General features: G+C 33.5%; 27 protein-coding genes and 2 pseudogenes. 18 read left to right on the top strand and 11 right to left on the bottom strand.

The features are described 5' to 3' along the window. Positions 1 to 110: 110 nt before the first annotated feature. From cidA to ptsG, 4 genes are all read left to right on the top strand, one after another. On the top strand, positions 111 to 506 hold the full coding sequence (cidA, locus tag IDG65_RS05610; protein WP_000549734.1) for a holin-like murein hydrolase modulator CidA: 396 nt from the start codon (positions 111 to 113) through the stop codon (positions 504 to 506). Beyond that, complete coding sequence (locus IDG65_RS05605; RefSeq protein WP_001001019.1) at positions 499 to 1,188, top strand: LrgB family protein; 690 nt, start codon at positions 499 to 501, stop codon at positions 1,186 to 1,188. Before cidA ends, IDG65_RS05605 begins: the two co-directional genes overlap by 8 nt. Before the next feature lie 46 nt (positions 1,189 to 1,234). Then, positions 1,235 to 2,974, top strand: coding sequence for a pyruvate oxidase (locus IDG65_RS05600; protein WP_001062645.1), 1,740 nt, complete (start codon positions 1,235 to 1,237; stop codon positions 2,972 to 2,974). 300 nt (positions 2,975 to 3,274) lie between these two features. Then, positions 3,275 to 5,341 carry a glucose-specific PTS transporter subunit IIBC gene (gene ptsG, locus IDG65_RS05595; RefSeq protein WP_000473691.1) on the top strand — a complete coding sequence of 689 codons (2,067 nt, stop codon included), beginning with the start codon at positions 3,275 to 3,277 and terminating at the stop codon, positions 5,339 to 5,341. Positions 5,342 to 5,428: 87 nt separating this feature from the next. Here the strand turns inward: ptsG and IDG65_RS05590 are convergent. After that, positions 5,429 to 6,929, bottom strand: a pseudogene (locus tag IDG65_RS05590) (transposase). A gap of 535 nt (positions 6,930 to 7,464) precedes the next feature. On the opposite strand from IDG65_RS05590, the gene IDG65_RS05585 reads away from it, so the two are divergent. From IDG65_RS05585 to IDG65_RS05575, 3 genes are all read left to right on the top strand, one after another. Further along, entirely contained in the window at positions 7,465 to 7,875 is a 411-nt protein-coding gene (locus tag IDG65_RS05585; RefSeq protein WP_000206033.1) for an acyl-CoA thioesterase, read from the top strand. 41 nt (positions 7,876 to 7,916) lie between these two features. Beyond that, a complete protein-coding gene (locus IDG65_RS05580) occupies positions 7,917 to 8,273 on the top strand; it encodes a thioredoxin family protein (RefSeq protein ID WP_000240663.1) in 357 nt (118 codons plus the stop codon). A 120-nt stretch (positions 8,274 to 8,393) separates the two neighbouring features. After that, positions 8,394 to 9,362, top strand: a complete 969-nt coding sequence (locus tag IDG65_RS05575) for an alpha/beta hydrolase fold domain-containing protein (protein WP_001228168.1) — start codon at positions 8,394 to 8,396, stop codon at positions 9,360 to 9,362. Between the two features lie 81 nt (positions 9,363 to 9,443). On the opposite strand, the gene IDG65_RS05570 is transcribed toward IDG65_RS05575, so the two are convergent. Together IDG65_RS05570 and IDG65_RS05565 are read right to left on the bottom strand one after the other, a co-directional pair. Further along, positions 9,444 to 10,379, bottom strand: coding sequence for a DMT family transporter (locus IDG65_RS05570; protein WP_072362001.1), 936 nt, complete (start codon positions 10,377 to 10,379; stop codon positions 9,444 to 9,446). Between the two features lie 182 nt (positions 10,380 to 10,561). Next, complete coding sequence (locus IDG65_RS05565; RefSeq protein ID WP_001177186.1) at positions 10,562 to 10,765, bottom strand: hypothetical protein; 204 nt, start codon at positions 10,763 to 10,765, stop codon at positions 10,562 to 10,564. 548 nt (positions 10,766 to 11,313) lie between these two features. On the opposite strand from IDG65_RS05565, the gene IDG65_RS05560 reads away from it, so the two are divergent. The 5 genes from IDG65_RS05560 to IDG65_RS05540 all read left to right on the top strand — a co-directional run bounded on the left by IDG65_RS05560 (position 11,314) and on the right by IDG65_RS05540 (position 14,302). Beyond that, positions 11,314 to 12,357 (top strand): PTS sugar transporter subunit IIC, encoded by a 1,044-nt coding sequence (locus tag IDG65_RS05560; protein WP_000353634.1) that lies wholly within the window; start codon positions 11,314 to 11,316, stop codon positions 12,355 to 12,357. Positions 12,358 to 12,359: 2 nt separating this feature from the next. Next, positions 12,360 to 13,040 carry an L-serine ammonia-lyase, iron-sulfur-dependent subunit beta gene (sdaAB, locus tag IDG65_RS05555; protein WP_001140234.1) on the top strand — a complete coding sequence of 227 codons (681 nt, stop codon included), beginning with the start codon at positions 12,360 to 12,362 and terminating at the stop codon, positions 13,038 to 13,040. Positions 13,041 to 13,053: 13 nt separating this feature from the next. Then, positions 13,054 to 13,953: an L-serine ammonia-lyase, iron-sulfur-dependent, subunit alpha gene (sdaAA, locus tag IDG65_RS05550; protein WP_000460418.1), complete on the top strand. Its 900-nt coding sequence runs from the start codon at positions 13,054 to 13,056 to the stop codon at positions 13,951 to 13,953. Positions 13,954 to 13,971: 18 nt separating this feature from the next. Then, positions 13,972 to 14,070 carry a hypothetical protein gene (locus tag IDG65_RS05545; protein WP_031789447.1) on the top strand — a complete coding sequence of 33 codons (99 nt, stop codon included), beginning with the start codon at positions 13,972 to 13,974 and terminating at the stop codon, positions 14,068 to 14,070. Positions 14,071 to 14,131: 61 nt separating this feature from the next. After that, positions 14,132 to 14,302 (top strand): hypothetical protein, encoded by a 171-nt coding sequence (locus IDG65_RS05540; RefSeq protein WP_001549802.1) that lies wholly within the window; start codon positions 14,132 to 14,134, stop codon positions 14,300 to 14,302. 148 nt (positions 14,303 to 14,450) lie between these two features. Here the strand turns inward: IDG65_RS05540 and IDG65_RS05535 are convergent, their stop codons facing one another. Continuing rightward, entirely contained in the window at positions 14,451 to 14,942 is a 492-nt protein-coding gene (locus IDG65_RS05535; protein WP_000617359.1) for a GNAT family N-acetyltransferase, read from the bottom strand. 193 nt (positions 14,943 to 15,135) lie between these two features. On the opposite strand from IDG65_RS05535, the gene srtA reads away from it, so the two are divergent. Continuing rightward, entirely contained in the window at positions 15,136 to 15,756 is a 621-nt protein-coding gene (gene srtA / locus IDG65_RS05530; RefSeq protein ID WP_000759360.1) for a class A sortase SrtA, read from the top strand. Between the two features lie 161 nt (positions 15,757 to 15,917). On the opposite strand, the gene IDG65_RS05525 is transcribed toward srtA, so the two are convergent. Beyond that, entirely contained in the window at positions 15,918 to 16,649 is a 732-nt protein-coding gene (locus IDG65_RS05525; RefSeq protein ID WP_014667756.1) for a peptide ABC transporter permease, read from the bottom strand. 5 nt (positions 16,650 to 16,654) lie between these two features. Then, the gene (locus tag IDG65_RS05520) at positions 16,655 to 17,290 is read right to left on the bottom strand and encodes an ATP-binding cassette domain-containing protein (protein ID WP_000773921.1); all 636 of its coding nucleotides are present in this window, start codon (positions 17,288 to 17,290) and stop codon (positions 16,655 to 16,657) included. 320 nt (positions 17,291 to 17,610) lie between these two features. Between IDG65_RS05520 and IDG65_RS05515 the strand changes: the two genes are divergently transcribed. Then, positions 17,611 to 18,411 carry a Cof-type HAD-IIB family hydrolase gene (locus tag IDG65_RS05515; RefSeq protein ID WP_000237524.1) on the top strand — a complete coding sequence of 267 codons (801 nt, stop codon included), beginning with the start codon at positions 17,611 to 17,613 and terminating at the stop codon, positions 18,409 to 18,411. 210 nt (positions 18,412 to 18,621) lie between these two features. Here IDG65_RS05515 and IDG65_RS05510 read toward each other — a convergent pair. Together IDG65_RS05510 and IDG65_RS05505 are read right to left on the bottom strand one after the other, a co-directional pair. After that, positions 18,622 to 19,102, bottom strand: a pseudogene (locus IDG65_RS05510) (transposase); the annotation flags it as partial. Positions 19,103 to 19,509: 407 nt separating this feature from the next. After that, positions 19,510 to 20,502, bottom strand: coding sequence for a D-lactate dehydrogenase (locus tag IDG65_RS05505; protein WP_000161539.1), 993 nt, complete (start codon positions 20,500 to 20,502; stop codon positions 19,510 to 19,512). 269 nt (positions 20,503 to 20,771) lie between these two features. Here IDG65_RS05505 and IDG65_RS05500 point away from each other — a divergent pair, with 269 nt between their 5' ends. Beyond that, positions 20,772 to 21,443 carry an NAD(P)H-dependent oxidoreductase gene (locus IDG65_RS05500; protein WP_000069098.1) on the top strand — a complete coding sequence of 224 codons (672 nt, stop codon included), beginning with the start codon at positions 20,772 to 20,774 and terminating at the stop codon, positions 21,441 to 21,443. A gap of 119 nt (positions 21,444 to 21,562) precedes the next feature. On the opposite strand, the gene IDG65_RS05495 is transcribed toward IDG65_RS05500, so the two are convergent. Together IDG65_RS05495 and IDG65_RS05490 are read right to left on the bottom strand one after the other, a co-directional pair. Then, positions 21,563 to 22,369: a VOC family protein gene (locus tag IDG65_RS05495; protein ID WP_000863969.1), complete on the bottom strand. Its 807-nt coding sequence runs from the start codon at positions 22,367 to 22,369 to the stop codon at positions 21,563 to 21,565. A 173-nt stretch (positions 22,370 to 22,542) separates the two neighbouring features. Continuing rightward, positions 22,543 to 22,827, bottom strand: a complete 285-nt coding sequence (locus IDG65_RS05490) for a GNAT family N-acetyltransferase (RefSeq protein WP_000067112.1) — start codon at positions 22,825 to 22,827, stop codon at positions 22,543 to 22,545. A 226-nt stretch (positions 22,828 to 23,053) separates the two neighbouring features. Here IDG65_RS05490 and mhqR point away from each other — a divergent pair, with 226 nt between their 5' ends. The 3 genes from mhqR to mhqD all read left to right on the top strand — a co-directional run bounded on the left by mhqR (position 23,054) and on the right by mhqD (position 25,149). Next, on the top strand, positions 23,054 to 23,488 hold the full coding sequence (mhqR, locus tag IDG65_RS05485) for a MarR family transcriptional regulator MhqR (protein ID WP_000376235.1): 435 nt from the start codon (positions 23,054 to 23,056) through the stop codon (positions 23,486 to 23,488). 77 nt (positions 23,489 to 23,565) lie between these two features. Continuing rightward, positions 23,566 to 24,534: a ring-cleaving dioxygenase MhqE gene (gene mhqE / locus IDG65_RS05480; RefSeq protein ID WP_000002677.1), complete on the top strand. Its 969-nt coding sequence runs from the start codon at positions 23,566 to 23,568 to the stop codon at positions 24,532 to 24,534. A 21-nt stretch (positions 24,535 to 24,555) separates the two neighbouring features. Further along, positions 24,556 to 25,149 carry a methylhydroquinone degradation carboxylesterase MhqD gene (mhqD, locus tag IDG65_RS05475; protein ID WP_000400018.1) on the top strand — a complete coding sequence of 198 codons (594 nt, stop codon included), beginning with the start codon at positions 24,556 to 24,558 and terminating at the stop codon, positions 25,147 to 25,149. A gap of 104 nt (positions 25,150 to 25,253) precedes the next feature. Here the strand turns inward: mhqD and IDG65_RS05470 are convergent, their stop codons facing one another. Next, positions 25,254 to 26,333 (bottom strand): YkvI family membrane protein, encoded by a 1,080-nt coding sequence (locus IDG65_RS05470; RefSeq protein ID WP_001670188.1) that lies wholly within the window; start codon positions 26,331 to 26,333, stop codon positions 25,254 to 25,256. Positions 26,334 to 26,525 lie beyond the last annotated feature (192 nt).

The following is a 26,525-nucleotide window of genomic DNA, read 5'->3' as shown; positions in this document are numbered from 1 at the left end:
CATAGAAAATAGTAATACAAACTATAAAAAAAGAGTATTTTTATATTGTGTACGCCATCTTTATAATAGTTATTGTAACAATTTAGACATATTTAGAAAGGGATGGCGCCATGCACAAAGTCCAATTAATAATCAAACTACTACTACAACTAGGAATCATCATTGTGATTACTTATATTGGCACAGAAATTCAAAAGATTTTTCATCTTCCCTTAGCCGGCAGTATTGTTGGTCTATTTTTATTTTATTTACTATTACAATTTAAGATTGTACCGCTAACTTGGGTAGAAGACGGTGCAAACTTTTTATTAAAGACGATGGTCTTTTTCTTCATACCGTCAGTTGTAGGTATTATGGATGTTGCTTCCGAAATTACGCTAAATTATATACTCTTTTTCGCAGTCATTATCATAGGAACATGTATCGTTGCATTATCTTCAGGTTATATTGCTGAAAAAATGTCTGTTAAACATAAACATCGTAAAGGTGTAGACGCTTATGAATGATTACGTGCAAGCCTTATTAATGATTTTGTTGACTGTCGTTTTATATTATTTCGCTAAAAGGTTACAACAAAAATATCCGAACCCATTTTTGAATCCAGCATTAATTGCATCTTTAGGAATTATTTTTGTCTTACTTATCTTTGGAATTAGTTATAACGGGTATATGAAAGGTGGCAGTTGGATCAACCATATTTTAAACGCAACGGTCGTATGTTTAGCGTACCCACTTTATAAAAATAGAGAGAAAATTAAAGACAATGTCTCTATCATTTTTGCAAGTGTATTAACTGGCGTCATGCTGAATTTCATGTTAGTGTTCTTAACACTTAAAGCATTTGGCTATTCTAAAGACGTCATTGTAACGTTATTGCCCCGATCTATAACAGCCGCAGTAGGTATCGAAGTGTCACATGAACTAGGTGGTACAGATACGATGACCGTACTTTTTATTATCACAACGGGTTTAATCGGTAGTATTTTAGGTTCGATGTTATTAAGATTTGGAAGATTTGAATCTTCTATCGCCAAAGGTTTAACGTATGGGAATGCGTCACATGCATTTGGCACAGCTAAAGCACTAGAAATGGATATTGAATCCGGTGCATTTAGTTCAATTGGGATGATTTTAACTGCAGTTATTAGTTCAGTGTTAATACCTGTTCTAATTTTATTATTCTATTAATTTAGATATTTAAAATGATAGACAGAAAGGGAGGCTATTAGTAATAATGGCAAAAATAAAAGCAAATGAAGCATTAGTTAAAGCATTACAAGCATGGGATATAGATCACTTGTATGGTATTCCAGGAGACTCAATCGACGCAGTAGTCGATAGTTTACGTACAGTGAGAGATCAATTTAAATTTTATCATGTACGTCATGAAGAAGTAGCAAGCTTAGCGGCTGCTGGTTACACAAAATTAACTGGTAAAATCGGTGTGGCATTAAGTATCGGTGGCCCTGGTTTAATTCATTTATTAAATGGTATGTATGATGCCAAAATGGATAATGTACCGCAATTAATATTATCTGGACAAACGAATAGTACAGCACTTGGAACGAAAGCATTCCAAGAAACAAATTTACAAAAATTATGTGAAGATGTAGCCATTTATAATCACCAAATTGAAAAAGGTGACAATGTGTTTGAAATTGTTAACGAAGCAATTCGTACGGCATATGAACAAAAAGGTGTAGCTGTTGTTATTTGTCCTAACGACTTATTAACTGAAAAAATTAAAGATACAACGAATAAACCAGTAGATACATCAAGACCAACTGTTGTATCACCAAAATATAAAGACATTAAAAAAGCTGTTAAATTAATCAATAAGAGTAAAAAGCCGGTTATGTTGATTGGTGTTGGTGCAAAACATGCGAAAGATGAGCTACGTGCGTTTGTTGAAGCGGCAAAAATTCCGGTCGTTCATTCATTACCTGCTAAGACAATCTTACCGGATGACCATCCATACAGTATTGGTAACTTAGGTAAAATAGGTACAAAAACCTCATATCAGACAATGCAGGATGCAGATTTACTAATTATGGTAGGTACAAACTATCCATATGTAGATTACTTACCTAAGAAAAATATTAAAGCAATCCAAATCGACACAAATCCTAAAAATATCGGACATCGTTTTAATATTAATGTAGGAATTGTTGGAGACAGTAAAATTGCATTGCATCAGTTAACTGAAAATATTAAACATGTTGCGGAAAGACCATTTTTAAACAAAACGTTAGAACGTAAAGCGGTTTGGGATAAATGGATGGAACAAGATAAAAATAATAATAGCAAACCATTACGTCCAGAACGTTTAATGGCATCAATTAACAAATTTATTAAAGATGATGCAGTAATTTCAGCAGATGTTGGTACTGCAACAGTTTGGTCTACACGTTATTTAAATCTTGGTGTGAACAACAAGTTCATCATTTCAAGTTGGTTAGGTACAATGGGTTGCGGTCTTCCAGGAGCTATGGCATCAAAAATTGCATATCCAAATAGACAAGCGATTGCCATTGCTGGTGACGGTGCATTCCAAATGGTAATGCAAGACTTCGCTACAGCAGTACAATATGATTTACCTTTAACTGTATTTGTACTTAATAACAAACAGTTAGCATTTATTAAATATGAACAACAAGCAGCTGGTGAATTAGAATATGCAGTTGATTTTTCTGATATGGATCATGCAAAATTTGCTGAGGCAGCAGGTGGTAAAGGTTATACAATTAAGAGTGCTAGCGAAGTAGATGCTATAGTCGAAGAGGCATTAGCACAAGATGTACCAACGATTGTAGATGTATATGTTGATCCTAATGCTGCGCCATTACCAGGTAAAATTGTAAATGAAGAAGCGCTTGGTTATGGTAAGTGGGCATTTAGATCAATTACTGAAGATAAGCATTTAGATTTAGATCAAATTCCACCAATTTCAGTGGCAGCAAAACGTTTCTTATAACTGATTTAAAGGTTATCACAATTGAATTGAACTATAAAAACGGTAATTTCTATTTCAACAAAATGGGAATTGCCGTTTTGTTTATTTATCACAAATGATCGTACTGAATTGATGATAAAATTGTGAAAAAGTTGTTGAAAACGCTTTTACAAATATGTATAATAGCTATGAATTAGATATCACTTGCGTGTTACTGGTAATGCAGGCATGAGCAAACAACCGCACTATGAGAATAGTCTTGTTTGTTCATGCCTGCTTTTTTTGTACATGGAAGCGGAAATTGAGATAGGGGATGTTTATATGTTTAAGAAATTGTTTGGACAATTGCAACGTATCGGTAAAGCATTAATGTTACCTGTTGCGATTTTACCAGCAGCTGGTATTTTATTAGCGTTTGGTAACGCAATGCACAACGAACAATTAGTAGAAATTGCACCATGGTTAAAAAACGATATCATTGTAATGATTTCGTCGGTCATGGAAGCAGCAGGACAAGTTGTATTTGATAACTTGCCATTATTATTTGCAGTTGGTACAGCACTTGGATTAGCAGGAGGAGACGGTGTTGCAGCATTAGCAGCGCTAGTAGGTTACTTAATTATGAATGCAACAATGGGGAAAGTGTTGCACATTACAATTGATGACATTTTCTCATATGCCAAAGGGGCAAAAGAATTAAGTCAAGCAGCGAAAGAACCGGCACATGCCTTAGTATTAGGTATTCCAACATTACAAACGGGTGTGTTTGGCGGTATTATCATGGGTGCTTTAGCCGCATGGTGCTACAACAAATTTTATAACATTACACTACCACCATTTTTAGGATTCTTTGCAGGTAAACGATTTGTACCGATTGTGACATCGGTCGTAGCGATTGCAACAGGTGTGGTTTTAAGCTTTGCGTGGCCACCAATTCAAGACGGATTAAATAGTTTATCGAATTTCTTATTAAATAAAAATTTAACATTAACAACGTTTATATTCGGTATTATTGAACGCTCATTAATTCCATTTGGTTTACATCATATTTTCTATTCACCGTTCTGGTTTGAATTCGGTAGTTATACAAATCACGCAGGTGAATTAGTTCGTGGTGACCAACGTATTTGGATGGCACAATTGAAAGATGGCGTACCATTTACTGCTGGTGCATTTACTACTGGTAAATATCCATTTATGATGTTTGGTTTACCAGCGGCAGCATTTGCGATTTATAAAAATGCACGACCAGAACGTAAAAAAGTCGTGGGTGGTTTAATGTTATCAGCAGGATTAACTGCATTTTTAACTGGTATCACTGAGCCATTAGAATTTTCATTCTTATTTGTAGCACCAGTACTTTATGGAATTCACGTATTATTAGCTGGTACATCATTCTTAGTAATGCATTTATTAGGCGTTAAAATTGGTATGACATTCTCAGGTGGTTTCATAGATTATATTTTATATGGTTTATTAAACTGGGATCGTTCACACGCATTATTAGTTATTCCAGTCGGTATTGTATATGCTATCGTGTATTACTTCTTATTCGACTTTGCAATTCGTAAGTTTAAATTGAAAACACCAGGTCGTGAAGATGAAGAAACTGAAATTCGTAACTCTAGTGTCGCAAAATTACCATTTGATGTCTTAGATGCAATGGGTGGAAAAGAAAACATTAAACATTTAGATGCATGTATTACACGTCTGCGCGTAGAAGTGGTTGATAAATCAAAAGTAGATGTAGCAGGTATTAAAGCTTTAGGCGCATCAGGTGTATTAGAAGTTGGAAACAATATGCAAGCTATCTTTGGTCCAAAATCAGATCAAATTAAACATGATATGGCCAAGATTATGAGTGGTGAAATTACGAAACCAAGTGAAACGACAGTGACTGAAGAAATGTCAGATGAACCAGTTCACGTAGAAGCACTTGGAACAACAGATATCTATGCACCAGGTGTCGGTCAAATCATTCCATTATCAGAAGTACCTGATCAAGTATTCGCTGGTAAAATGATGGGTGATGGTGTTGGCTTTATCCCTGAAAAAGGTGAAATTGTAGCACCGTTTGATGGTACAGTGAAAACAATCTTCCCTACGAAACATGCGATAGGATTAGAATCTGAAAGTGGTGTCGAAGTACTTATTCATATTGGTATCGATACAGTGAAACTGAATGGCGAAGGATTCGAAAGTCTGATTAACGTTGATGAAAAAGTAACACAAGGTCAACCATTAATGAAAGTGAATTTAGCATACTTGAAATCACACGCACCAAGCATCGTTACACCAATGATTATTACAAATCTTGAAAATAAAGAACTTGTCATTGAAGATGTACAAGATGCTGATCCAGGTAAGCTAATTATGACAGTCAAATAATGATTAAAAATGAAACAGCATATCAAATGAATGAACTTTTTGTCATTCGTAGTGCGTATGCGAAGTAGCGAGTTGAAACAGAATACGTTACAAAAGAGCTTGAGACATTAAGTTCTTAGGCAATGTAAAAAAGCTGATTTCTATTAATTATTTGATAGAAATTAGCTTTTTTGATATGTATTTTATAATGTACAGCTCGTTGAGCTGCTATTTTCCTTATATTAAGTGCCATTAATACAAAACCTAGCTCTCGTTTAACTTTATTTATTCCTCGAACTGACATACGAATGAAACTCAAAATAGCTTTCATAAATCCAAAAACAGGCTCTACATCAATTTTTCTTTGACTATAGATTTTTTTCGTTTCTGGTTCAGAACGCTTTTGATTAATTTGGGCTTTAAAGTATTCCCAATTATAATTCTTCATAATTTTCTTATTGGATTTCGAATTTGGCTTCATGCATTGATGTCTCAAAGAACATGATGAACAGTCATCACATTCATATAGTTTGAAGTCTCGTTTAAAACCATATCTATCATTATGGTATGCATATCTTTTAAAACCTATTCTTTTGTTATTAGGACATATAAATTCATCATTAAGTTCGTCATATTTCCAATTTTGAGTGTTGAAAATGGAATTAATGTTCCAGTATCTGTTGGATTTTGAAATAGGTCATAGGATAAAACAAATTGAGAATTTGTCGCTATTTGTAAATTGTATCCTGGCTTAAGTTGGCCATTTTTCATATGGTCTTCTTTCATTCTCATAAAAGTTGCATCATGATCAGTTTTAGAAAAGCTATTTCTATCTTTAAGAATCGATTTTTGCTCTTCATATTTACTTTTTCTTTCAGAATAATCATCAAATTTATTTTTGAACTTCTTAATCTTAGTTCTTTTTTACGGGTCTATTTTCTAATTTGAGCACAATCTTCGTTCTCAATAGAATGATTTAAATCTTCGATTTCTTTATCTAAATGACTACCAATTAAATCTATTTCTTCTATTGTTAAATCGCTATATCCATCTTCTTTTATCTCTGGTATTATTTTTCTTCAACTAAGTCACGATATAATGCTTTTGAATTTTCGTTCAATTTCGATTCGTGATTTTGAATACTTTTCTTCCACACAAATGTATATCTATTGGCATTAGCTTCTACTTTTGTACCATCAATAAAAATTGAATTATCATCAATAAGATTTTTCTTTAAACATTGACTATGGAACTGAATAAATAAAGATTCAATTAACGCATCAGTATTAGGATTCACTCTAAAACGATTAATAGTTTTATAAGAAGGTATTTGATCTTGAGCTAACTACATCATTCGAATACTGTCATGAAGTAATTTCTCTATTCTACGACCAGAAAATACAGATTGAGTATATGCATATAAGATGATTTTTAATATCATTTTTGGATGATAGGATGTTGCGCCACGATGATGTCTGAATTCATCGAATTCGCTATCAGGTATCGTTTCAAAAATTTCATTAACATATCGCGAAATATCATTTTGAGGAATTCTAACAGAAGTTTCTATTGGTAGTGTAAGTTGGGTCATGTTATAATTTTTATACATAAGGCACCTCGTTAATTTAGTTTAGTGGTATTTATTAAATTATGCGAAAGTGTCTTATTTTTTTAAAGTATTTCAAAGTAAAATTACATGTTAATACGTAGTACTAATGGCGAGACTCCTGAGGGAGCAGTGCCAGTCGAAGACCGAGGCTGAGACGGCACCCTAGGAAAGCGAAGCCATTCAATACGAAGTATTGTATAAATAGAGAACAGCAGTAAGATAATTTTCAATTAGAAAATATCTTACTGCTGTTTTTTTAGGGATTTATGTTCCAGCCTGTTTTTAGTGCGCAATGATGTATAGCAGATGTGTTGATGATAATAAGTTAAATATTAGTGTTAGATATAGAAAACATTGCTTATGTTTTTGTCACATTTTAGAAAAATGCATCTTCGCGACTAGCCAAATTAATAGTCTCATTGAAAAGTTTGATTTTCCGTAATAAAGTTCAATTGCTTGTATTTTTATCATGAAAGTAATAAAAATAAATTAACATGATTTTAAATCTATTTGTAAGATAAGGAGATTTGTCATTATGACAACAGAAGGTCTATTAGTTGCAGAGAAAGAAATCGAAGTGAATGGTTACGACATTGATGCGATGGGTGTCGTTAGTAATATCGTTTATATTAGATGGTTCGAAGATTTGAGAACAGCATTTATTAATCAGCACATGAATTACTCAACAATGATCAATCAAGGCATTTCACCTATACTTATGAAAACGGAAGCAGAGTATAAAGTACCTGTCACAATACATGACAAACCAGTAGGTCGTATTTACTTAGTTAAAGCAAGCAAGATGAAATGGGTGTTTCAGTTTGAAATTGTGTCCGCACATGGCGTGCATTGTATTGGTACACAGACAGGCGGTTTTTACAGATTGAGCGATAAGAAGATAACCTCTGTGCCACAAGTGTTTCAAGACATTTTAGCAACAAAATAATGACTTCATTTTAAAATATAAAAAGTAAGAAGGTGTTCGAAATGGTTAAGCAATTAAATAGTGTCGAAGCATTCCGTGAATTTATTCATCAATATCCGTTAGCAGTCGTACATGTCATGCGCGATCAGTGTAGCGTGTGTCATGCCGTTTTACCACAAATTGAAGACTTGATGCAATCATATCCCAATGTGCCATTAGCTGTGATTAATCAAAGTCAGGTGGAAGCTATTGCTGGAGAATTAAATATTTTCACTGTACCTGTGGATTTAATTTTTATGAATGGAAAAGAAATGCATCGTCAAGGGCGTTTTATCGATATGCAACGTTTTGAACATCATCTTAAGCAAATGAATGATAGTGTGAATAACGATGTCGATGAGCATGAATATCGCAAATGATTAGCATTGCTAAGATTATGTAGACATCATAACTTATTTCCCAGTAAATATTGGTAGTAATAAGAATCAGCATGGTACATTAATACTATAGTAGAAATCATCAAAGAGGAGTGACGACAAATGCGTAAAAAATGGTCTACACTTGCGTTTGGATTTTTAGTAGCAGCATACGCACATATTAGAATTAAAGAAAAACGCAGTGTGAAAAGTTATATGTTAGAACAAGGTATACGATTATCTAGAGCTAAGCGTCGTTTTATGTATAAAGAAGAAGCGATGAAAGCATTAGAAAAAATGGCGCCACAGACAGCAGGTGAATATGAGGGCACCAATTATCAGTTTAAGATGCCAGTAACAGTGGATAAGCACTACGGTTCAACCGTTTATACCGTTAACGATAAACAAGATAAGCATCAACGCGTTATATTATATGCACATGGAGGGGCATGGTTCCAAGACCCACTCAAAATTCATTTCGAATTTATTGATGAACTTGCAGAAACACTCAATGCTAAAGTCATCATGCCAGTATATCCGAAGATTCCGCATCAAGATTATCAAGCGACGTATGTACTTTTTGAAAAGTTGTACCATGATTTATTGAATCAAGTAGCAGATTCTAAACAAATCGTTGTAATGGGTGACTCTGCGGGCGGTCAAATTGCTTTATCATTTGCTCAATTGTTAAAAGAAAAACATATTGTGCAACCAGGACATATTGTATTAATTTCACCAGTTTTAGATGCAACGATGCAGCATCCTGAAATTCCTGACTACTTAAAGAAAGACCCAATGGTAGGTGTGGATGGCAGTGTGTTCTTAGCTGAACAATGGGCAGGGGACACGCCTTTAGATAACTACAAAGTATCACCAATTAATGGTGACTTAGATGGTTTAGGTCGTATTACATTAACTGTTGGCACAAAAGAAGTACTGTACCCAGATGCTTTGAACTTATCGCAATTGTTGAGTGCGAAAGGTATCGAACATGACTTTATACCTGGATATTACCAATTCCATATTTATCCAGTATTTCCGATACCAGAGCGCCGACGCTTTTTATACCAAGTGAAAAATATTATTAATTAAAATAAAAAACTCTGATATCACCTACAAGGTAGCTACATTGTTAAATAATAGTTACTTGCTAAAGTGATTATCAGAGTTTTCTTATTCATCTAATGCTTCAGGTTGTCTTTTAAGTGATAGTAATAAAATTAAAATCATAATAAGAATGATGCCTACGATTTGAAATGGTTTGAATGCCACATGTAACCATAGACTGCTTGCGATAACGGCTACGACAGGTTCAACAGTTCCGAATAATGTTGTTTCTTTCGCTGATATGTATTGTAAACTGTCGATAAAGAAATAAAATGCGAGTGCGGTACCACCGATAATACCAAAGATTAAAAATAATATAATTGATATGTCCCATTTAGTGATATCAATGTGCCAAATTGGATGGCGTAAATTCATCGCAACACCAGAAATAAGCATTGCCCACCCGACAATTAGAATCGAACCGAAGCGGTTAAGTAGGTCTGAAGGATAAATTGTGTAAAAAGCGAGTGCTACACCAGCTAAAATACCCCAGAATAAACTTGCAGGATTGACGACTAAATTAGAAAATGAACCATTCGTTAATAATAAAAATGTTCCTAATAGTGTCATGATAATAGCAAGCACATCAAATAATGTTAGTTTTGCAACGCCTCTTATGACAAACCAAATAATAATATAAACTGGCGCAATGTATTGTAGTAATGTTGCAATCGCAGCATTACCTGTATTAATAGATGCCATATAAGCATATTGTACAACTAACATGCCCAGTATACTGAAGATAAGTAATTTGCCTAACATACGTCGATCTTGGAATACGCTAAATATTGAACGTTTGGGTTGCATCATTTTGTACATAATAAGTAAGAAAACACCACTGACTACAAGTCGAGCAGTGACGTACCAATCGACATTAATATTCTTATATTTGAACAAGAAATCAGAAACAGTACCACCTAATCCCCATAAACAAGCACCGACAATGGCAAGTATAATTCCTTTTAAACGCAAAGCTGAATGATTGTTCGCCAAGTATCTCACCCCTTTAAAACTTAACACCAACAACATAAAATATGTCGGTGTATGATAATGATTTAATTCATTATATCGACTTTTAAGAAAGAGTGAAATGAGAAAATAAAAAAATCATCTAAGATGTAGTGGTCTAGATGATAGATAAATGAATCGATATGGGAAATGAATGTTGAAACACAGAGGATAAACTATTTAAATGAGATTTCAGGAAGACTCAAATGTTTTTGCGTAAGAGATCCATGATGAGAATGCTGACTATCTAAAACGAAATGTGATACATCATGTCCAGTCATACTCGTATATAAAATAATGACTAAATAAGAAGTGAACGTTATAAAGATAAGTGCTAAATAGATAGAAATTGCAACTTTAACGGAATGACTCAATTGCATCTTTATCGCCTCCACTAAGTTATACTAAATATTTTCATCTTCAGTATAAACAGCCATTGTTAAGTTGATGTAAATTTAGCTTTAAAAAAAGTAAAGATTCAACCTATAGACTATAATCATTCCTATCAGAAAACTAAAAATAATATCCTACTTTAATTATCTTATTGCAAATATATGTGTAATAAGTTATTTTTGAATATAGTGTGCGGTTTTATAAACACAGCACAAAAACAAAAATAAATAGCTCGAAAGATAAAATGTATAAATATTAAAAATTTTTAGAAATATTACTCACTTTCAGATGTAAAAAAGTTATCAAAAAACTTTCACACAACTGTTTGAAATATAGAGTGAAAAGTTAATTAGTAAATATTAATGACAACATAAGTAGTTTTTGAAACAATCCATTTTAAAAATCTTTCACAAATATGAAATATTTCACTTAAATATTTGATTTGATAACAGATAAAAGTTGAAAACGTTTTCTTAAGGGTGTACGATGTTTATGGTCTGAAAATAAAATAAACATAGAGAGAGGTTTTTGGGAAATGGATATTCTGTTAGGTGTAGGCACATTAGTCTTGGTTTTAGTGATCATGACGCTATTTTTAAAGTATGCACCGTACGGTAAACAAGGACTACAAGCATTATCCGGTGCAGCTTGTGCGACATTTCTACCACAAGCATTCTTAAGTTATGCTATTGGTGGCGTATTTGATATTAAATTTCTACAAGATATTGGGGATTTAGCAGGAAGTTTAAGCGGTATTGCAGTAGGTATTTTAACGTGCTTAAACTTAGGCGTTGCACCAGTATTTGCGGTCATTGTTGGTTTAGTATTACATGACTTTAAATTATTACCAGCATTTATCGCAGCTTATGGCGTAGCTTTTTTAATTAAATGGATTGAAAAGAAAGTTCCAGAAGGCTTGGACTTAATTGTGGTGATCTTATTTGCACCAGCAATTGCTTTCGGACTTGCATCAATCATTACACCTGGTGTGCTAGCAACATTAAAACAAATAGGTAGTGCTGTCACTGCGGTAGGTGATAACAATCCATATGCATTAGCGGTCATTTTAGGACTAGTGATTCCTGTTACAGGTATGACACCGCTAAGTTCAATGGTATTAACAAGTTTATTAGGACTGACAGGTGTTCCTATGGCTATTGGAGCACTAACATGTACAGGTAGCTCATTTGTTAACCTTATTTTATTCCGAAAATTAAACATTGGTGGACCGTCAAAAGCATTTGCAGTTTGTATTGAGCCATTGACGCAAATTGATTTAATAGCGCAATATCCAGTACAACTATATGGTACAAATGCACTGATTGGGGTCGTCAACGCATGTATCGTGACATTTAGCGGACTAGTAATAGGTGTCAAAGGTATGGCAACACCAATTGCAGGCGCCATCGTATTGTTTGGCTTTAATAATGCAGTGACATCAATTGTAACAATCGCAACAGTGATTATTGTCAGCATTGTCTTAGCCTATATTATTGGAACACTAATTAATAAGTTTAATTTAATGAATATCAACTTTAAAATGCCGAGCAAAAAGAATCATATTAAGGAGAGTGTTTAATTATGGCAAAGAGCTATGATTATCAAAGTGCTTTCGATATTATCGGACCAGTTATGATGGGCCCTTCAAGTTCTCATACGGCTGGTGCAGTAAAGATTGGGAATTCAGCACGCGCAATATTGGGAGATATTCCTAAAAATATTGAAATACATTATTATGAATCATTTGCTCAAACACACCAAGGACATGGTACAGATGTCGCTATTGTGGGTGGAGCAATGGGATATTCAACATTTGATAACCGAATTAAATCTTCATTAGAAATTGCAGCTGATGATGGTATTAAAATAGATATCATCGAAGAAGAAGGCGATAGTATTGGTCAACATCCAAACTGTGCTTATATTAAATCATCTCGTAATGATGGTCGCTACATTGAAATTATCGGTATTTCAATCGGTGGTGGTACAATTAAAATTAAAGGTATTCATATAAATGGACTAGAAGTAGATTTAAATCATGGATTACCAATTTTAGTTGTCGACGGAAATATGACTAAAGCACAAGTAAATCATTTCATTAATGATATCAACGATATGAAATTAGACTGTAAAGATGAATTTATTAAGATAGATGAAGATAAATGCTTGGTTGTAATACCATTAAATAAAGCAATCTCAGAATCGACATTAAATACAATTAAAGAGAAATACAGTGACGTAAACGTTTCCTATATAAATTAGAGGGGGAATAAACATGTTTGATTCAATTAGAGAGACTATAGATTATGCCGTAGAAAATAATATATCATTTGCGGATATCATGGTTAAAGAAGAAATGGAATTAAGCGGTAAATCACGTGATGAAGTGCGAGCGCAAATGAAACAAAATTTAGATGTCATGCGAGACGCAGTAATCAAAGGGACGACAGGTGATGGCGTTGAAAGTGTAACGGGCTACACTGGTCATGACGCTGCTAAACTACGTGATTATAATGAAACACATCATGCTTTGTCTGGATATGAAATGATTGACGCAGTCAAAGGTGCCATTGCAACAAATGAAGTCAATGCTGCGATGGGTATTATTTGTGCAACGCCAACAGCTGGTTCCTCGGGTACCATTCCCGGTGCACTTTTTAAATTAGAAAAAACACATGATTTAACAGAAGAGCAAATGATTGATTTCTTATTCACTTCAGCGTTGTTTGGGCGTGTCGTAGCAAACAATGCAAGTGTAGCTGGTGCAACAGGTGGCTGCCAAGCTGAAGTTGGTTCAGCATCTGCAATGGCGGCAGCTGCAGCAGTAGCTATATTCGGAGGATCACCAGAAGCATCCGGGCACGCTATGGCATTAGCGATAAGCAATTTATTAGGATTAGTTTGTGACCCAGTAGCCGGACTTGTTGAAATTCCTTGTGTTATGAGAAATGCAATTGGTTCGGGTAACGCTTTAATTTCAGCAGATTTAGCATTAGCAGGTATTGAAAGTAGAATACCTGTTGATGAAGTTATTGAAGCAATGGATAAGGTTGGTCGTAACCTTCCTGCATCATTACGTGAAACTGGATTGGGTGGACTAGCAGGCACACCAACTGGCGAAGCAATTAAACGTAAAATCTTTGGCACAGCTGAAGATATGGTTAAAAATAATTAATGAGATAACAATAAGATATTGATAAAAAAGAAGCATCTGTCTGGATCATTAGTACCAGATAGATGCTTCTTAATTATCTCTGAAGAAGTTGAAAAATTTATGGGAAATACATGCTAATCAAAATAGTGATTGCAAAAGCGCCCCCGTATATCTAAAATAACTTAAAAGGAGTGATGATATGCTAAGACTATCAATCATCTTTATAGCATTCATCATTAACACAACGATTACATATGGATATACGACTGAGGGAACGTGGGTCAATCTATTATTTAAATCTTTATCGCTCAGCATGATTATCGTTTTCATGTTCTACTATATTCGTTTTGTTATTGAGAAAAAGCGTTAAATCAAAGCTATGGGGATAGTATTTGAAAAGAAAAAATAAAAGGGACGATGTAAATTGTCCCTGAGAAGTTTAAAATTTTATATGTTGGCTTGTTATGTTAAGTGAATTGACATGGTCGTCTTGTTTATATTATGTGATTCAAACATTACTAGTCTTGTAAATCTAATTCGTAAAATGCTAAATCTAACCATTGATTAAATTTAAAACCTACATTGGTCAGTGTGCCGGCATGCTTAAAAGCAAACTTTTGATGCAACTGAATACTCGCTTTGTTGGAAGCATCAATGCCTGCAACTAGCGCACGATAACCTTTAGCTTTTGCTTCCACAATTAAATGGTGTAGTAATTGACTAGCAATACCTTTTCCTCTAGCTGAAGCATCGACATAAATAGAATGTTCGATTGTATATAGGTATGCTGGCCAAGGTCTAAACGAACCGAACGTCGCAAACCCTAAGACACTTCCATTTTCCTCAAATACAAAGATAGGCTCATGCTTACGTTGTTTCGTTTCAAACCATGCGACACGTTCGTCTATGGTTTGTGGTTCATAAGTATAAACAGCTGTAGTATTGATAATGGCATCATTGTATATCACTAATATAGCGTTTAAATCCTCTTTTTTAGCGCATCTAATCATAACAATTCCCCCTTAGTAATTATTAAAAGCGTTTCGTTATTTGAATGCAAATATGTGTAATGAAATCTAACGTAAAAGCATACATGTAAATTTTATAGTATAAAATGAATTGCTATGAGTCACTTTGAAATTAATGGTATACTATATGAAATGTTAATAGGCATTGTGAAATGTATAAAAGGAGCCTTAACGTATGAAAAAATGGACAAATCGATTAATGACAATCGCTGGTGTGGTACTTATCCTAGTGGCAGCATATTTGTTTGCTAAACCACATATCGATAATTATCTTCACGATAAAGATAAAGATGAAAAGATTGAACAATATGATAAAAATGTAAAAGAACAGGCGAGTAAGGATAAAAAGCAGCAAGCTAAACCTCAGATTCCGAAAGATAAATCGAAAGTGGCAGGCTATATTGAAATTCCAGATGCTGATATTAAAGAACCAGTATATCCAGGACCAGCAACACCTGAACAATTAAATAGAGGTGTAAGCTTTGCAGAAGAAAACGAATCACTAGATGATCAAAATATTTCAATTGCAGGGCACACTTTCATTGACCGTCCGAACTATCAATTTACAAATCTTAAAGCAGCCAAAAAAGGTAGTATGGTGTACTTTAAAGTTGGTAATGAAACACGTAAGTATAAAATGACAAGTATAAGAGATGTTAAGCCTACAGATGTAGAAGTTCTAGATGAACAAAAAGGTAAAGATAAACAATTAACATTAATTACTTGTGATGATTACAATGAAAAGACAGGCGTTTGGGAAACACGTAAAATCTTTGTAGCTACAGAAGTTAAATAATCCATTACGCTAATGGATGAATATATTGAGTGGAAAACAGTCTTGATTGCGAGACTGTTTTTTTGTTTGGTCTGAGGTAACAATGACGACGTGTCATTGGTGGAGATTGTAAAAATACATAATAAAAAGGAGCGACAATGGATGCCGCTCCTTTTTATGTACTACATACCGATTTTCAACCATCTCTTTCTACTTAGTAATAAGACAATAGTATTAACTATAAATAGAAGAACGAAGAATGATACTGTATTTATAATTTCAGTAGGACATATAAATGTTGACTCGTTATTCAATATTTTTTCTACGGCACGATACATCGTGTTGCTCGCCTCAAATGGAGCAACGATACCAAATATATTTTTATTAATGGCAACTAAGATGACTGAACCAATCCAATATACAATACTGATACCTAAGCTGATTAAAATGTTAGGTGAAACCATACTAATTGTTCCAACAACTAAGATATATTGTAAGATAACGAGTGAAAATAAGATTATTAATAGTAAGTAATGTGAGAAATCCGAATATATAATTGAAATAATAGTGATACTTAGAATTATGAACACTAAACATTCAAAAAATAACACTGCTACCTTTTTATAGAAGAAGGTAAAGATATTATCGCCAATCAGCTTGTAAAATAATATATTTTTATTCGAATACTCTTTATTAATAAAATATGCAATAACAAATGAAAATAGTAAGAACCCTAATTGCGTTGCAACAGTATATGAACTGAAGAAAAACTGGCTATAGCTTAAACTTTTAACTTTGTCTATTCCTATTGGTAAAAAATACCCAAGTAAGAAAAGGAATATGAATAGCACACCAAGCGTGTAAATAATTTTATTGGAAATACTTTTTTTAAATTCTAATTTCAAAGTGGACACCTCAATTATAAATTAATGTAATCATTTATGACTTCTTCTTTTGATTGGTACTCTTCTATTTGAAGGTCTTTAAAAATAAAGTATTTACCCGGCAAAGCACTTAAATCGGATAAATTATGTGTAATATTGATAATAGTTTTAGTTTGATGGCTTTGAATAAAATCATTTAAAAATTCATAAATTTCATTAACTGTTTTCTTGTCTAAAGCGTTTGTAACTTCATCTAATATGATTAAATCATGATCTTCCAATAAGAAACTTAATAATTTAAGCTTTTGTTTTTGACCATCACTCAAGTTTTTTAGTAGTACGTTAGACGGTATTGCTTCGATGTTTAGTATGTTATAAATCTTATCGAATGTTTGTCGATTGTTTTCAAATTTTGATTTTAACAATGATAATAAAAAATCTTTTGTTATATCATTAGGAATATTTGATGAACTTGATATTAAGGTTACATTTTGAGAAATGGACTTAGGGATATTTCCACTATTATTTAGTAAGAAATCTTTAGCTAATAAAGATTTTCCTACACCATTTTTACCAACAATGTGATTGATCTGACCAAGATAGAAATTTAAATCACAATTGTCAACTAGTTGTTTGTTTTTAACTTTTAAAGAATAGTTATTTAGTTTCATGTATACAACTCCTATGTATAAAGGGATTTATTACACCGATATTTAATTGTATTTTTGAAAATTCTTTCACATTATGTATAGATGTTATAAATTAGTATATCACACTATATTTTGTCCAAATGATAAATATATCGTTATATTTTTACAATATTCTGAAATTTATGTTCGCCTTCGAATGCTATATCCAGTGTAATGTGTTTTGCATATATGAAAGCAATTTCAAAATGTGAATATAGGTTCATTGTGGTATGACAAACTTCATTGCTTGTCATGAGATGGATATAATGAAGACGACTAAAAGAGCAATGAGGAGGATAATCATGGTTAAGGCTATTGCGGTAGATATGGACGGGACGTTTTTAGATTCGAAAAAGACATACGATAAACCAAGATTTGAAGCGATTTTTACTGAACTTAGAAATAGAGATATTACATTTATTGCTGCGAGTGGCAATCAATATGCGAAGTTGAAGTCTATTTTCGGGGATAGAGATATGTATTTTATTTCTGAAAATGGTGCAGTTATTTATAAAGGCAATGAGTTATATAATTATAAAAGCTTTAATCGTCAGGTGTTTCAACAGGTTGTCGATTACTTAAATATGAACCAAGGTATTGATCAACTCGTCATCTGTGGTTTGAAAAGCGCGTATATTTTGAAACATACTTCTGAAGCATTTAAAGAAGATACGAGATTTTATTATCATCAGTTAAAAGAAATTGATAGTCTACAACAATTACCTGAGGATGATTATGTCAAAATAGCATTTAATATTAATCGTGAGACGCATCCGAATGTTGACGAAGAAGTAGCAACGCAATTCAGCAATGATATTAAACTTGTCTCAAGTGGGCACGATAGTATTGATATTATTATGCCAAACATGACTAAAGGGCAGGCATTAAAACGATTGTTAGATAAATGGGAAATGTCTCCTTCAGAGCTCATGGCCTTTGGAGATGCGAATAATGATAAAGATATGCTAGCGTTCGCTAAGCATAGTTATGTGATGGAAAATAGTCATGATGAAGAATTGTTCAATATTGCCTCTGCTGTCGCTCCAAGTAACGATAAGCAAGGTGTTTTAACAATTATCGAACAAGAAGTATTGAACAAGTAGGTAGTACATCATCAATGAAGTAGCTATTATGATACTAAATACATGTTAAATGAAAACTCTGAATACGAATCATCAAATATTAATATATCTCAAACAGGTTAGACAATAATGCCATAGTAAAATAAGCGCACTAAAATCATTTGAATAGATGATAAAATAAAGCGGATTTTAATCAAATCGATTTTGATACAGATATACAAAATAAAACAATTCATGATTTTGAATACTTTTCTTCCACGCAAATGTATACCTATTGGCATTAGCTTCTACTTTTGTACATCAATAAAAATCGAATTATCATCAATAAGGTTTTGCTTTAAACATTGACTATGAAACTGGATAAATAAAGATTCAATTAATGCATCAGTATTAGGATTTACTCTAAAACGATTAATAGTTTTATAAGAAGGTGTTTGATTTTGAGCTAACCACATCATTCGAATACTGTCATGAAGTAGTTTCTCTATTCTACGACCAGAAAATACAGATTGAGTGTATGCATATAAGATAATTTTTACATCATTTTTGGATGATAAGATGTTGCGCCACGATGGTGTCTGAATTCATCGAATTCACTATTAGGTATCGTTTCAACAATTTCATTAACATATCGCGAAATATCAATTTGAGGAATTCTAACAGAAGTTTCTATTGGTAGTGTAAGTTGGATCAAGTTATAATTTTTATACATAAGGCACTTCATTAATTTAGTTTAGTGGTATTTATTAAATTATACGAAGGGACCCAACACAGAAAATTCAAATTATTGAATTAAACATTTATGTGCAAGTTTGGCAAAGTGTCTTATTTTTTAAATTATTTAAAAGTAAAATTACATGTTAATACGTAGTATTAATGGCGAGACTCCTGAGGGAGCAGTGCCAGTCGAAGACCGAGGCTGAGACGGCACCCTAGGAAGGGACCCATCATCAAAAATTCTATTTATAGAATTTTACAGTAATGTGCCAGATGGGCATAGCGAAGCCATTCAATACGAAGTATTGTATAAATATAGAACAGCAGTAAGATATCTTCTAATTGAAAATTATCTTACTGCTGTTTTTTAGGGATTTATGTCCCAGCCTGTTTAAATATATATTAATTTAAACGTGTTTCACATGTACCAGTGTTAATGACAGATAATGCTGCGTTTAAACCACCTTCAACAAGGTTTTGTACTGCTTCATCAGAGAAGAAAGCAATATGTGGTGTTACTAAAATTCTTTCATGTTCGATTAACTCTAATAATGTTTTATCGTCAATGTCTTTATTAGTCCAGTCATTTGTGAAGTATGCTGCTTCATTTTCATAAGTATCAATCGCAGCACCTAACAAAGTACCATCGTTCACTGCAGCGATTAAATCAGGTGTATTGATGACTGCACCACGTGCTGCGTTAACTAAGATTGCACCTTTTTTCACATGATTAAACATTGCTTTATCGAATAAATGATAGCTTTCTTTGTTCGCTGGAACATGTAAAGAAATAATATCGGCATCTTTAATAGCTTCTTTAACACTATCTTTATAAGTTAAAAAGTCTAAATCTTTATTAGGATAGGCGTCATAAGCTGTAATTGTAGCACCAAATCCTGCATATATTTTAGCTGTAGCAGCACCGATACGACCCGTACCAATAATTGCAACAGTCATATTTTTAACTGGTTTAGACATGATTTCTGCTTGCCAAGTAAAATCATGTGCTTGTACACGGCGTTCAATATCTGGGAAGCGACGCACTAATTGTAGGGCGATAGAAACAGAATACTCTGCAATTGTTTCAGGTGAATAACTAGGAACGTTAGATATCACAATGTTGTGTTTTTTAGCTAAATCTAAATCATACATATCAAATCCAGCAGTACGTTGTGCAATTTGTTTAATACCGTAAGATTCTAATTTAGGATAAACGTCATTTTCTAACTTACCAAATTGCATTGTAGTTACGCCATCGTAATCTTTTAATTGATCGACTGTAGCACTTGATAATAGCTCTTTAGAAGTAGTTACTTCGACATTATTCTTTTTTCCCCAATTTAATGCCATCTCTTTCTCATAATCACGCGTACCAAAGAACATAATTTTTGTCATTATTAAAAACCTCGCTTTTAAAAGATTGAAAAGTAAATGAGTGAAATTAAAGATTATGTACATTAAAATCACGCCACAATTTAATTGTGAAAAATATCACAAATATATTATAACACTAAATTTTCCAAAATTCAAAAGTGTGTTTTATTGCAGAAAACTTATAACATGTACACAAGTTATAGTGAATTGCAAACGGATTACTTTAGTCTTTTTAAAACATGAAGTATAATTTGTATAGTAATAAATATAAAAATTGGAGGCTATGTTCAATGAGCAATATGAATCAAACAATTATGGATGCATTTCATTTCAGACATGCGACTAAGCAATTCGATCCACAAAAGAAAGTTTCGAAAGAAGATTTTGAAACAATATTAGAGTCAGGTAGATTGTCTCCAAGTTCTCTTGGGTTAGAACCTTGGAAGTTTGTCGTGATTCAAGATCAAGCGTTACGTGATGAATTAAAAGCGCACAGTTGGGGCGCAGCAAAGCAATTAGATACAGCGAGCCATTTTGTGCTAATTTTTGCGCGTAAAAATGTAACGTCAAGATCACCGTATGTACAACATATGTTAAGAGATATTAAAAAATATGAGGCACAAACGATTCCAGCTGTTGAACAAAAATTCGATGCATTCCAAGCAGATTTTCATATTTCCGATAATGATCAAGCCTTGTATGATTGGTCAAGTAAACAAACGTATATCGCATTAGGCAATATGATGACGACAGCTGCATTATTAGGTATTGATTCATGCCCGATGGAAGGTTTTAGTCTGGATACAGTGACAGACATTTTAGCAAATAAAGGTATCTTAGATACTGAGCAATTTGGTTTATCAGTGATGGTTGCATTTGGCTACAGACAACAAGATCCACCGAAAAATAAAACACGCCAAGCTTATGAAGATGTTATTGAATGGGTTGGACCAAAAGAATAAATAGAATACCGTATGTCTAAATATATAAAATTAAAAAGTTAGCAATAAAAAAGCCTGCGATTACATAAATGAATCGCAGGCTTTTGCGTGAAAAAATTGTATTAATAAAGTATGGATGTTTATTTTTCTGGAACAAGGTCAGTATTTGAATGAACTGTGATGCCAAACCCTTCTGGTGCCGTAAATGTATGTGTTGAGGCGTCGGGTTGATAAATATCAACATGTGTTAATCCATAACTTTGTGCATTGTTTTGTCTTGCTTGATTAGATTGCCAAGTGTTAGCGGCAATATGATGGTGATAGTGATTCGTTGACATAAATAGCGCACGTGGAAAATCAGACACATGTTGGAATCCTAATTGTTCAATGTAACATTGATATGCTGCGTCTAAATCATGTGTTTTTAAATGTAAGTGTCCAATCATGCCTTTTGCTGGCATTCCTTGCCAACCTTCATCAGTACGATGTGTTAATAAAGTTTGGCTATCAACTTCTAAAGTATCCATTTTAACTTTGCCATTTTGCCATTCCCATGAAGATGAAGGTCTATCGCGATAGACTTCAATACCATTACCTTCGGGGTCGTTGAAATATAAAGCTTCACTGACTAAATGATCACCAGCGCCAATGCCCATATTTTTTTGTGCCACGAAATATAAGAAGTTAGCTAGATCCTCAGTAGTTGGTAATAAAAATGCTATATGAAAAAGTCCTGCTTCACGTGGGGAAGTCTGACGGCCGTCTTCTAATAAATGTAACGTTAGAGTATGGCCACCAGTCCCAACAGATAATACGGTTGTGTTATCGTCAGAACTTTTAACGGATAGTCCTAAAATGTTTTTGTAAAATGTTGTCATTAAGTCTAAGTCTCTTACGTTCAGTTCAATGTTTGTCACTTGTGTTGCTGTTTTATCGTGAAATGCCATTATGCATCGCCTCTTTTTCTATTTTTCTATAAGTTAGTATAAAAAGTATACCAGAAAAGAAAATGAATTGACAGCATAAAGTTTGAAATGCAAAATAACTAGTCGTTTTGCAATTTTATATTGATGCGAACAAATAAAAAGCGATGGCACAGTTGCACCATCGCAAAATTTATTTAACCAAGATATACATCTTGATATGAATCTTCTTTTTCTAACATATGTTTGGCAAATGAACATGAGGCAATGATTTTTAAATGATTTTCGCGAGCATGTTCAACAACTGCTTTAACTAGTTTTTTGCCAACACCTTGACCACCGAGTTCATCAGATACGCCTGTATGATCAATGTTAATTTCATTATTATCCACAAAACGGTATGTGATTTCAGCTAAAGCATGATTTTCATCATCACCAATATAGAATTTGTTCTCGCCTTGTTTAATTTCAAGGTTACTCATACATATCAACTCCTATCATGATTGATTATAGTATTTCCCTATTCTATTTTAACTTAAACGAAGTCAAAGGTGCATGACAGTCATGTGACGACATTGCCACATTTATGTAGTCGTTTTTATTAAGCGCAGTTTGAAATAAAGATGAAAACACGTATCTTGACATTAAATCTATTCAGCTATATAATTTATCTCGAAATCGAAATAAAATGAAAAAGTTGGTGATGATATGGATCGAACGAAACAATCGCTCAATGTCTTTGTCGGAATGAATAGAGCATTAGACACATTAGAGCAAATTACAAAAGAAGACGTAAAACGTTATGGATTAAATATTACTGAATTTGCAGTGCTTGAGTTGCTTTATAATAAAGGTCCGCAACCAATTCAACGTATTAGAGACCGCGTATTAATTGCAAGTAGCAGCATTTCATATGTTGTAAGTCAATTAGAGGACAAAGGTTGGATTACACGTGAAAAGGATAAAGATGATAAACGTGTATATATGGCTTGTTTAACTGAAAAAGGTCAAAGTCAAATGGCAGATATTTTCCCTAAGCATGCTGAGACATTAACAAAAGCGTTTGATGTGTTAACAAAGGATGAATTAACAATCTTACAACAAGCGTTTAAGAAACTAAGTGCACAATCTACAGAAGTGTAAGGCGTGCACTAAAAATTTACATTAAAATATCTCGATTTCGAGATAAATACACTAAAAAGACAAAGAGGGTATATAAAATGGCAAATAATCATGAATTATTAGGTATTCACCATGTTACTGCAATAACAGATAATGCAGAACGTAATTATAAATTTTTTACAGAAGTACTAGGCATGCGCTTAGTTAAAAAGACAGTCAATCAAGATGATATTTATACGTATCATACATTTTTTGCAGATGATGTAGGTTCAGCAGGTACAGATATGACATTCTTCGATTTCCCAGATATTCCTAAAGGGCAGGCTGGAACAAATTCTATTACAAGACCGTCTTTTAGAGTGCCTAACGATGACGCATTAACATATTATGAACAGCGCTTTGATGAGTTTGGTGTCAAACACGAAGGTATTCAAGAACTATTTGGTAAAAAAGTGTTGCCATTTGAAGAAGTCGATGGCCAAGTGTATCAATTAATTTCAGATGAGTTAAATGAAGGTGTAGCACCTGGTGTACCTTGGAAGAATGGACCGGTTCCAGTAGATAAAGCGATTTATGGATTAGGACCCATTGAAATTAAAGTAAGTTATTTTGACGACTTTAAAAATATTTTAGAGACTGTTTACGGTATGACAACTATTGCGCATGAAGATAATGTCGCATTACTTGAAGTTGGCGAAGGAGGCAATGGTGGCCAGGTAATCTTAATAAAAGATGATAAAGGGCCAGCAGCACGTCAAGGTTATGGTGAGGTACATCATGTGTCATTTCGTGTGAAAGATCATGATGCAATAGAAGCGTGGGCAACGAAATATAAAGAGGTAGGTATTAACAACTCAGGCATCATTAATCGTTTCTATTTTGAAGCATTATATGCACGTGTGGGGCATATTTTAATAGAAATTTCAACAGATGGACCAGGATTTATGGAAGATGAACCTTATGAAACATTAGGCGAAGGGTTATCATTACCACCATTTTTAGAAAATAAAAGAGAATATATAGAATCGGAAGTTAGACCTTTTAATACGAAGCGTCAACATGATTAATTGGAATGAGGAGGATTTGTGATGGAACATATTTTTCGTGAAGGACAAAAAGGTGCGCCAACGCTAATATTGTTGCATGGTACAGGTGGTGATGAGTTCGATTTATTGCCATTAGGCGAAGCATTGAATGAAAATTATCACTTGTTAAGTATTAGAGGACAAGTTTCAGAAAATGGGATGAACCGTTATTTCAAACGTCTTGGTGAAGGTGTTTATGATGAAGAAGATTTGGCATTTCGTGGACAAGAATTGTTAACGTTCATTAAAGAAGCTGCTGAACGTTATGAATTTGATATTGAAAAGGCTGTGCTTGTTGGATTTTCAAATGGATCAAATATAGCAATTAACTTAATGTTGCGTTCAGAAGCACCATTTAAAAAAGCATTGTTATATGCACCGTTATATCCAATTGAAGTAACGTCAACGAAGAATTTATCAGATGTCAGTGTGTTGCTTTCTATGGGGAAACATGATCCAATTGTACCATTAGCTGCAAGTGAACAAGTCATTAACTTGTTTAAGACACGTGGGGCACAAGTCGAAGAAGTTTGGGTGAATGGTCATGAAATTACAGAAACTGGATTAACGGCTGGTCAACAAATACTTGGGAAATAACAGTTCTATTAAGAAGCGGACAGATGGAAAAGATTTTTACTTTTCATCTGCCCGCTTTTTTGATTTTGAAGTGTTGTACTAAATTTTACAATAGTATAGATATTTTAATCGATATGAGATTTGCCGGTAATACGCTTAATTAAACCTTTATAGAGTACAGGTATGAGTAAGATGAAACCGAACAATCCCATAATAGGGAATACTTTTCCAATTAATGAAATGAAACCGATAAATGTACTAATATAAGTGATGACAGCCATTGTAATAATAATGATGAAGTAACGTCTGCTAAATGGAACGCTGAAACGTGACGCAAATGCATACATTAATCCAACAACAGTATTGTAGATGACAAGTATCATAATGACAGACATAATAATACCGATTGACGGAGACATTTGTGTCGCTAATTTTAATGTAGGTAAGTCGACGTGTTTAATTTTATCGAATTGAGAAATTAAACCTAGGTTAATCATCATGAGTAAAAATGTAATGATTAAACCGCCAATCAAGCCCCCGTATAACGTTGAGTCACGATACTTAACTTTACTACCCATCACTGATAAGAAGCTGAAGGCAGCAGCAATTTGCAAGCTTGCATAGTTAATTGCATCAAACCACCATCCAGGTGATAATGATTTCTGCTTATGAATCTGAGCATCATTATTAGCGGCAGTAAAATCAAGATGACTCGTTGTGAAATAGTAGACCGCAATCATAATGACAATCGCAATTAAAAATGGGGTAACACCGCCAAGCACAGCAATTAAACGATCGAATTTTAGAAACAGTGTTGCTAAAATAAAGGCGACTAATATGAGTGCGCTCAGCCAATACGGTAAGTTGAAACTTTGATGAATGGTTGAAGCGCCACCTGCAGTCATAATAATAGCTAAAGACAACATAAACATTGTCAAAATAATATCAAAACCTCTTGCAATAGAGGGATATAAGAAATAGTTAATTGAATCAGAATGATTTCTAGACTTTAGATGATGACCTGTATGCATGACAATCATTCCACCTAAAGTAATCAATAGTCCTGTCACAATAATGCCTGAAATGCTATACACGCCATGACTTGTGAAAAACTGGAAAATTTCTTGACCAGTAGCAAAGCCGGCACCAACGACAACACCAACAAAGGCAAATGCCACAATAATGGACTCTTTTAAGATACGCATGATTTAAAAATGTCCCTTCGTAATTTTAAGTAATATAGAAAATGTAACATACATGTTAATGAAAAATATAGTACTAATATAGTATTTTGTTAAATTGGAGTAGAAGCGAGGGCGTCGGTCATTTCATTAATTTATTAGTTGATTTTGCATTTTTTTGCTGTGAAGTTGTTATAATACAGTTAACAGGAACTA

Origin of the sequence: Staphylococcus sp. EG-SA-17, from assembly GCF_017151845.1 — a bacterium.
Taxonomy (GTDB): Bacteria; Bacillota; Bacilli; order Staphylococcales; family Staphylococcaceae; genus Staphylococcus; species Staphylococcus aureus.
Note: the sequence above shows the minus strand (reverse complement) of the source record. Positions and strands in the feature narration are given on the sequence as shown.

Excerpts from the sequence above, each read along its gene's own strand:
- cidA (WP_000549734.1), top strand. The coding sequence starts at position 111 with ATGCACAAAGTCCAATTAATAATCAAACTACTACTACAACTAGGAATC.
- IDG65_RS05605 (WP_001001019.1), top strand. The coding sequence starts at position 499 with ATGAATGATTACGTGCAAGCCTTATTAATGATTTTGTTGACTGTCGTT.
- IDG65_RS05600 (WP_001062645.1), top strand. The coding sequence starts at position 1,235 with ATGGCAAAAATAAAAGCAAATGAAGCATTAGTTAAAGCATTACAAGCA.
- ptsG (WP_000473691.1), top strand. The coding sequence starts at position 3,275 with ATGTTTAAGAAATTGTTTGGACAATTGCAACGTATCGGTAAAGCATTA.
- IDG65_RS05585 (WP_000206033.1), top strand. The coding sequence starts at position 7,465 with ATGACAACAGAAGGTCTATTAGTTGCAGAGAAAGAAATCGAAGTGAAT.
- IDG65_RS05580 (WP_000240663.1), top strand. The coding sequence starts at position 7,917 with ATGGTTAAGCAATTAAATAGTGTCGAAGCATTCCGTGAATTTATTCAT.
- IDG65_RS05575 (WP_001228168.1), top strand. The coding sequence starts at position 8,394 with ATGCGTAAAAAATGGTCTACACTTGCGTTTGGATTTTTAGTAGCAGCA.
- IDG65_RS05565 (WP_001177186.1), bottom strand. The coding sequence starts at position 10,765 with ATGCAATTGAGTCATTCCGTTAAAGTTGCAATTTCTATCTATTTAGCA.
- IDG65_RS05560 (WP_000353634.1), top strand. The coding sequence starts at position 11,314 with ATGGATATTCTGTTAGGTGTAGGCACATTAGTCTTGGTTTTAGTGATC.
- sdaAB (WP_001140234.1), top strand. The coding sequence starts at position 12,360 with ATGGCAAAGAGCTATGATTATCAAAGTGCTTTCGATATTATCGGACCA.
- sdaAA (WP_000460418.1), top strand. The coding sequence starts at position 13,054 with ATGTTTGATTCAATTAGAGAGACTATAGATTATGCCGTAGAAAATAAT.
- IDG65_RS05540 (WP_001549802.1), top strand. The coding sequence starts at position 14,132 with ATGCTAAGACTATCAATCATCTTTATAGCATTCATCATTAACACAACG.
- IDG65_RS05535 (WP_000617359.1), bottom strand. The coding sequence starts at position 14,942 with ATGATTAGATGCGCTAAAAAAGAGGATTTAAACGCTATATTAGTGATA.
- srtA (WP_000759360.1), top strand. The coding sequence starts at position 15,136 with ATGAAAAAATGGACAAATCGATTAATGACAATCGCTGGTGTGGTACTT.
- IDG65_RS05520 (WP_000773921.1), bottom strand. The coding sequence starts at position 17,290 with ATGAAACTAAATAACTATTCTTTAAAAGTTAAAAACAAACAACTAGTT.
- IDG65_RS05515 (WP_000237524.1), top strand. The coding sequence starts at position 17,611 with ATGGTTAAGGCTATTGCGGTAGATATGGACGGGACGTTTTTAGATTCG.
- IDG65_RS05505 (WP_000161539.1), bottom strand. The coding sequence starts at position 20,502 with ATGACAAAAATTATGTTCTTTGGTACGCGTGATTATGAGAAAGAGATG.
- IDG65_RS05500 (WP_000069098.1), top strand. The coding sequence starts at position 20,772 with ATGAGCAATATGAATCAAACAATTATGGATGCATTTCATTTCAGACAT.
- IDG65_RS05495 (WP_000863969.1), bottom strand. The coding sequence starts at position 22,369 with ATGGCATTTCACGATAAAACAGCAACACAAGTGACAAACATTGAACTG.
- IDG65_RS05490 (WP_000067112.1), bottom strand. The coding sequence starts at position 22,827 with ATGAGTAACCTTGAAATTAAACAAGGCGAGAACAAATTCTATATTGGT.
- mhqR (WP_000376235.1), top strand. The coding sequence starts at position 23,054 with ATGGATCGAACGAAACAATCGCTCAATGTCTTTGTCGGAATGAATAGA.
- mhqE (WP_000002677.1), top strand. The coding sequence starts at position 23,566 with ATGGCAAATAATCATGAATTATTAGGTATTCACCATGTTACTGCAATA.
- mhqD (WP_000400018.1), top strand. The coding sequence starts at position 24,556 with ATGGAACATATTTTTCGTGAAGGACAAAAAGGTGCGCCAACGCTAATA.
- IDG65_RS05470 (WP_001670188.1), bottom strand. The coding sequence starts at position 26,333 with ATGCGTATCTTAAAAGAGTCCATTATTGTGGCATTTGCCTTTGTTGGT.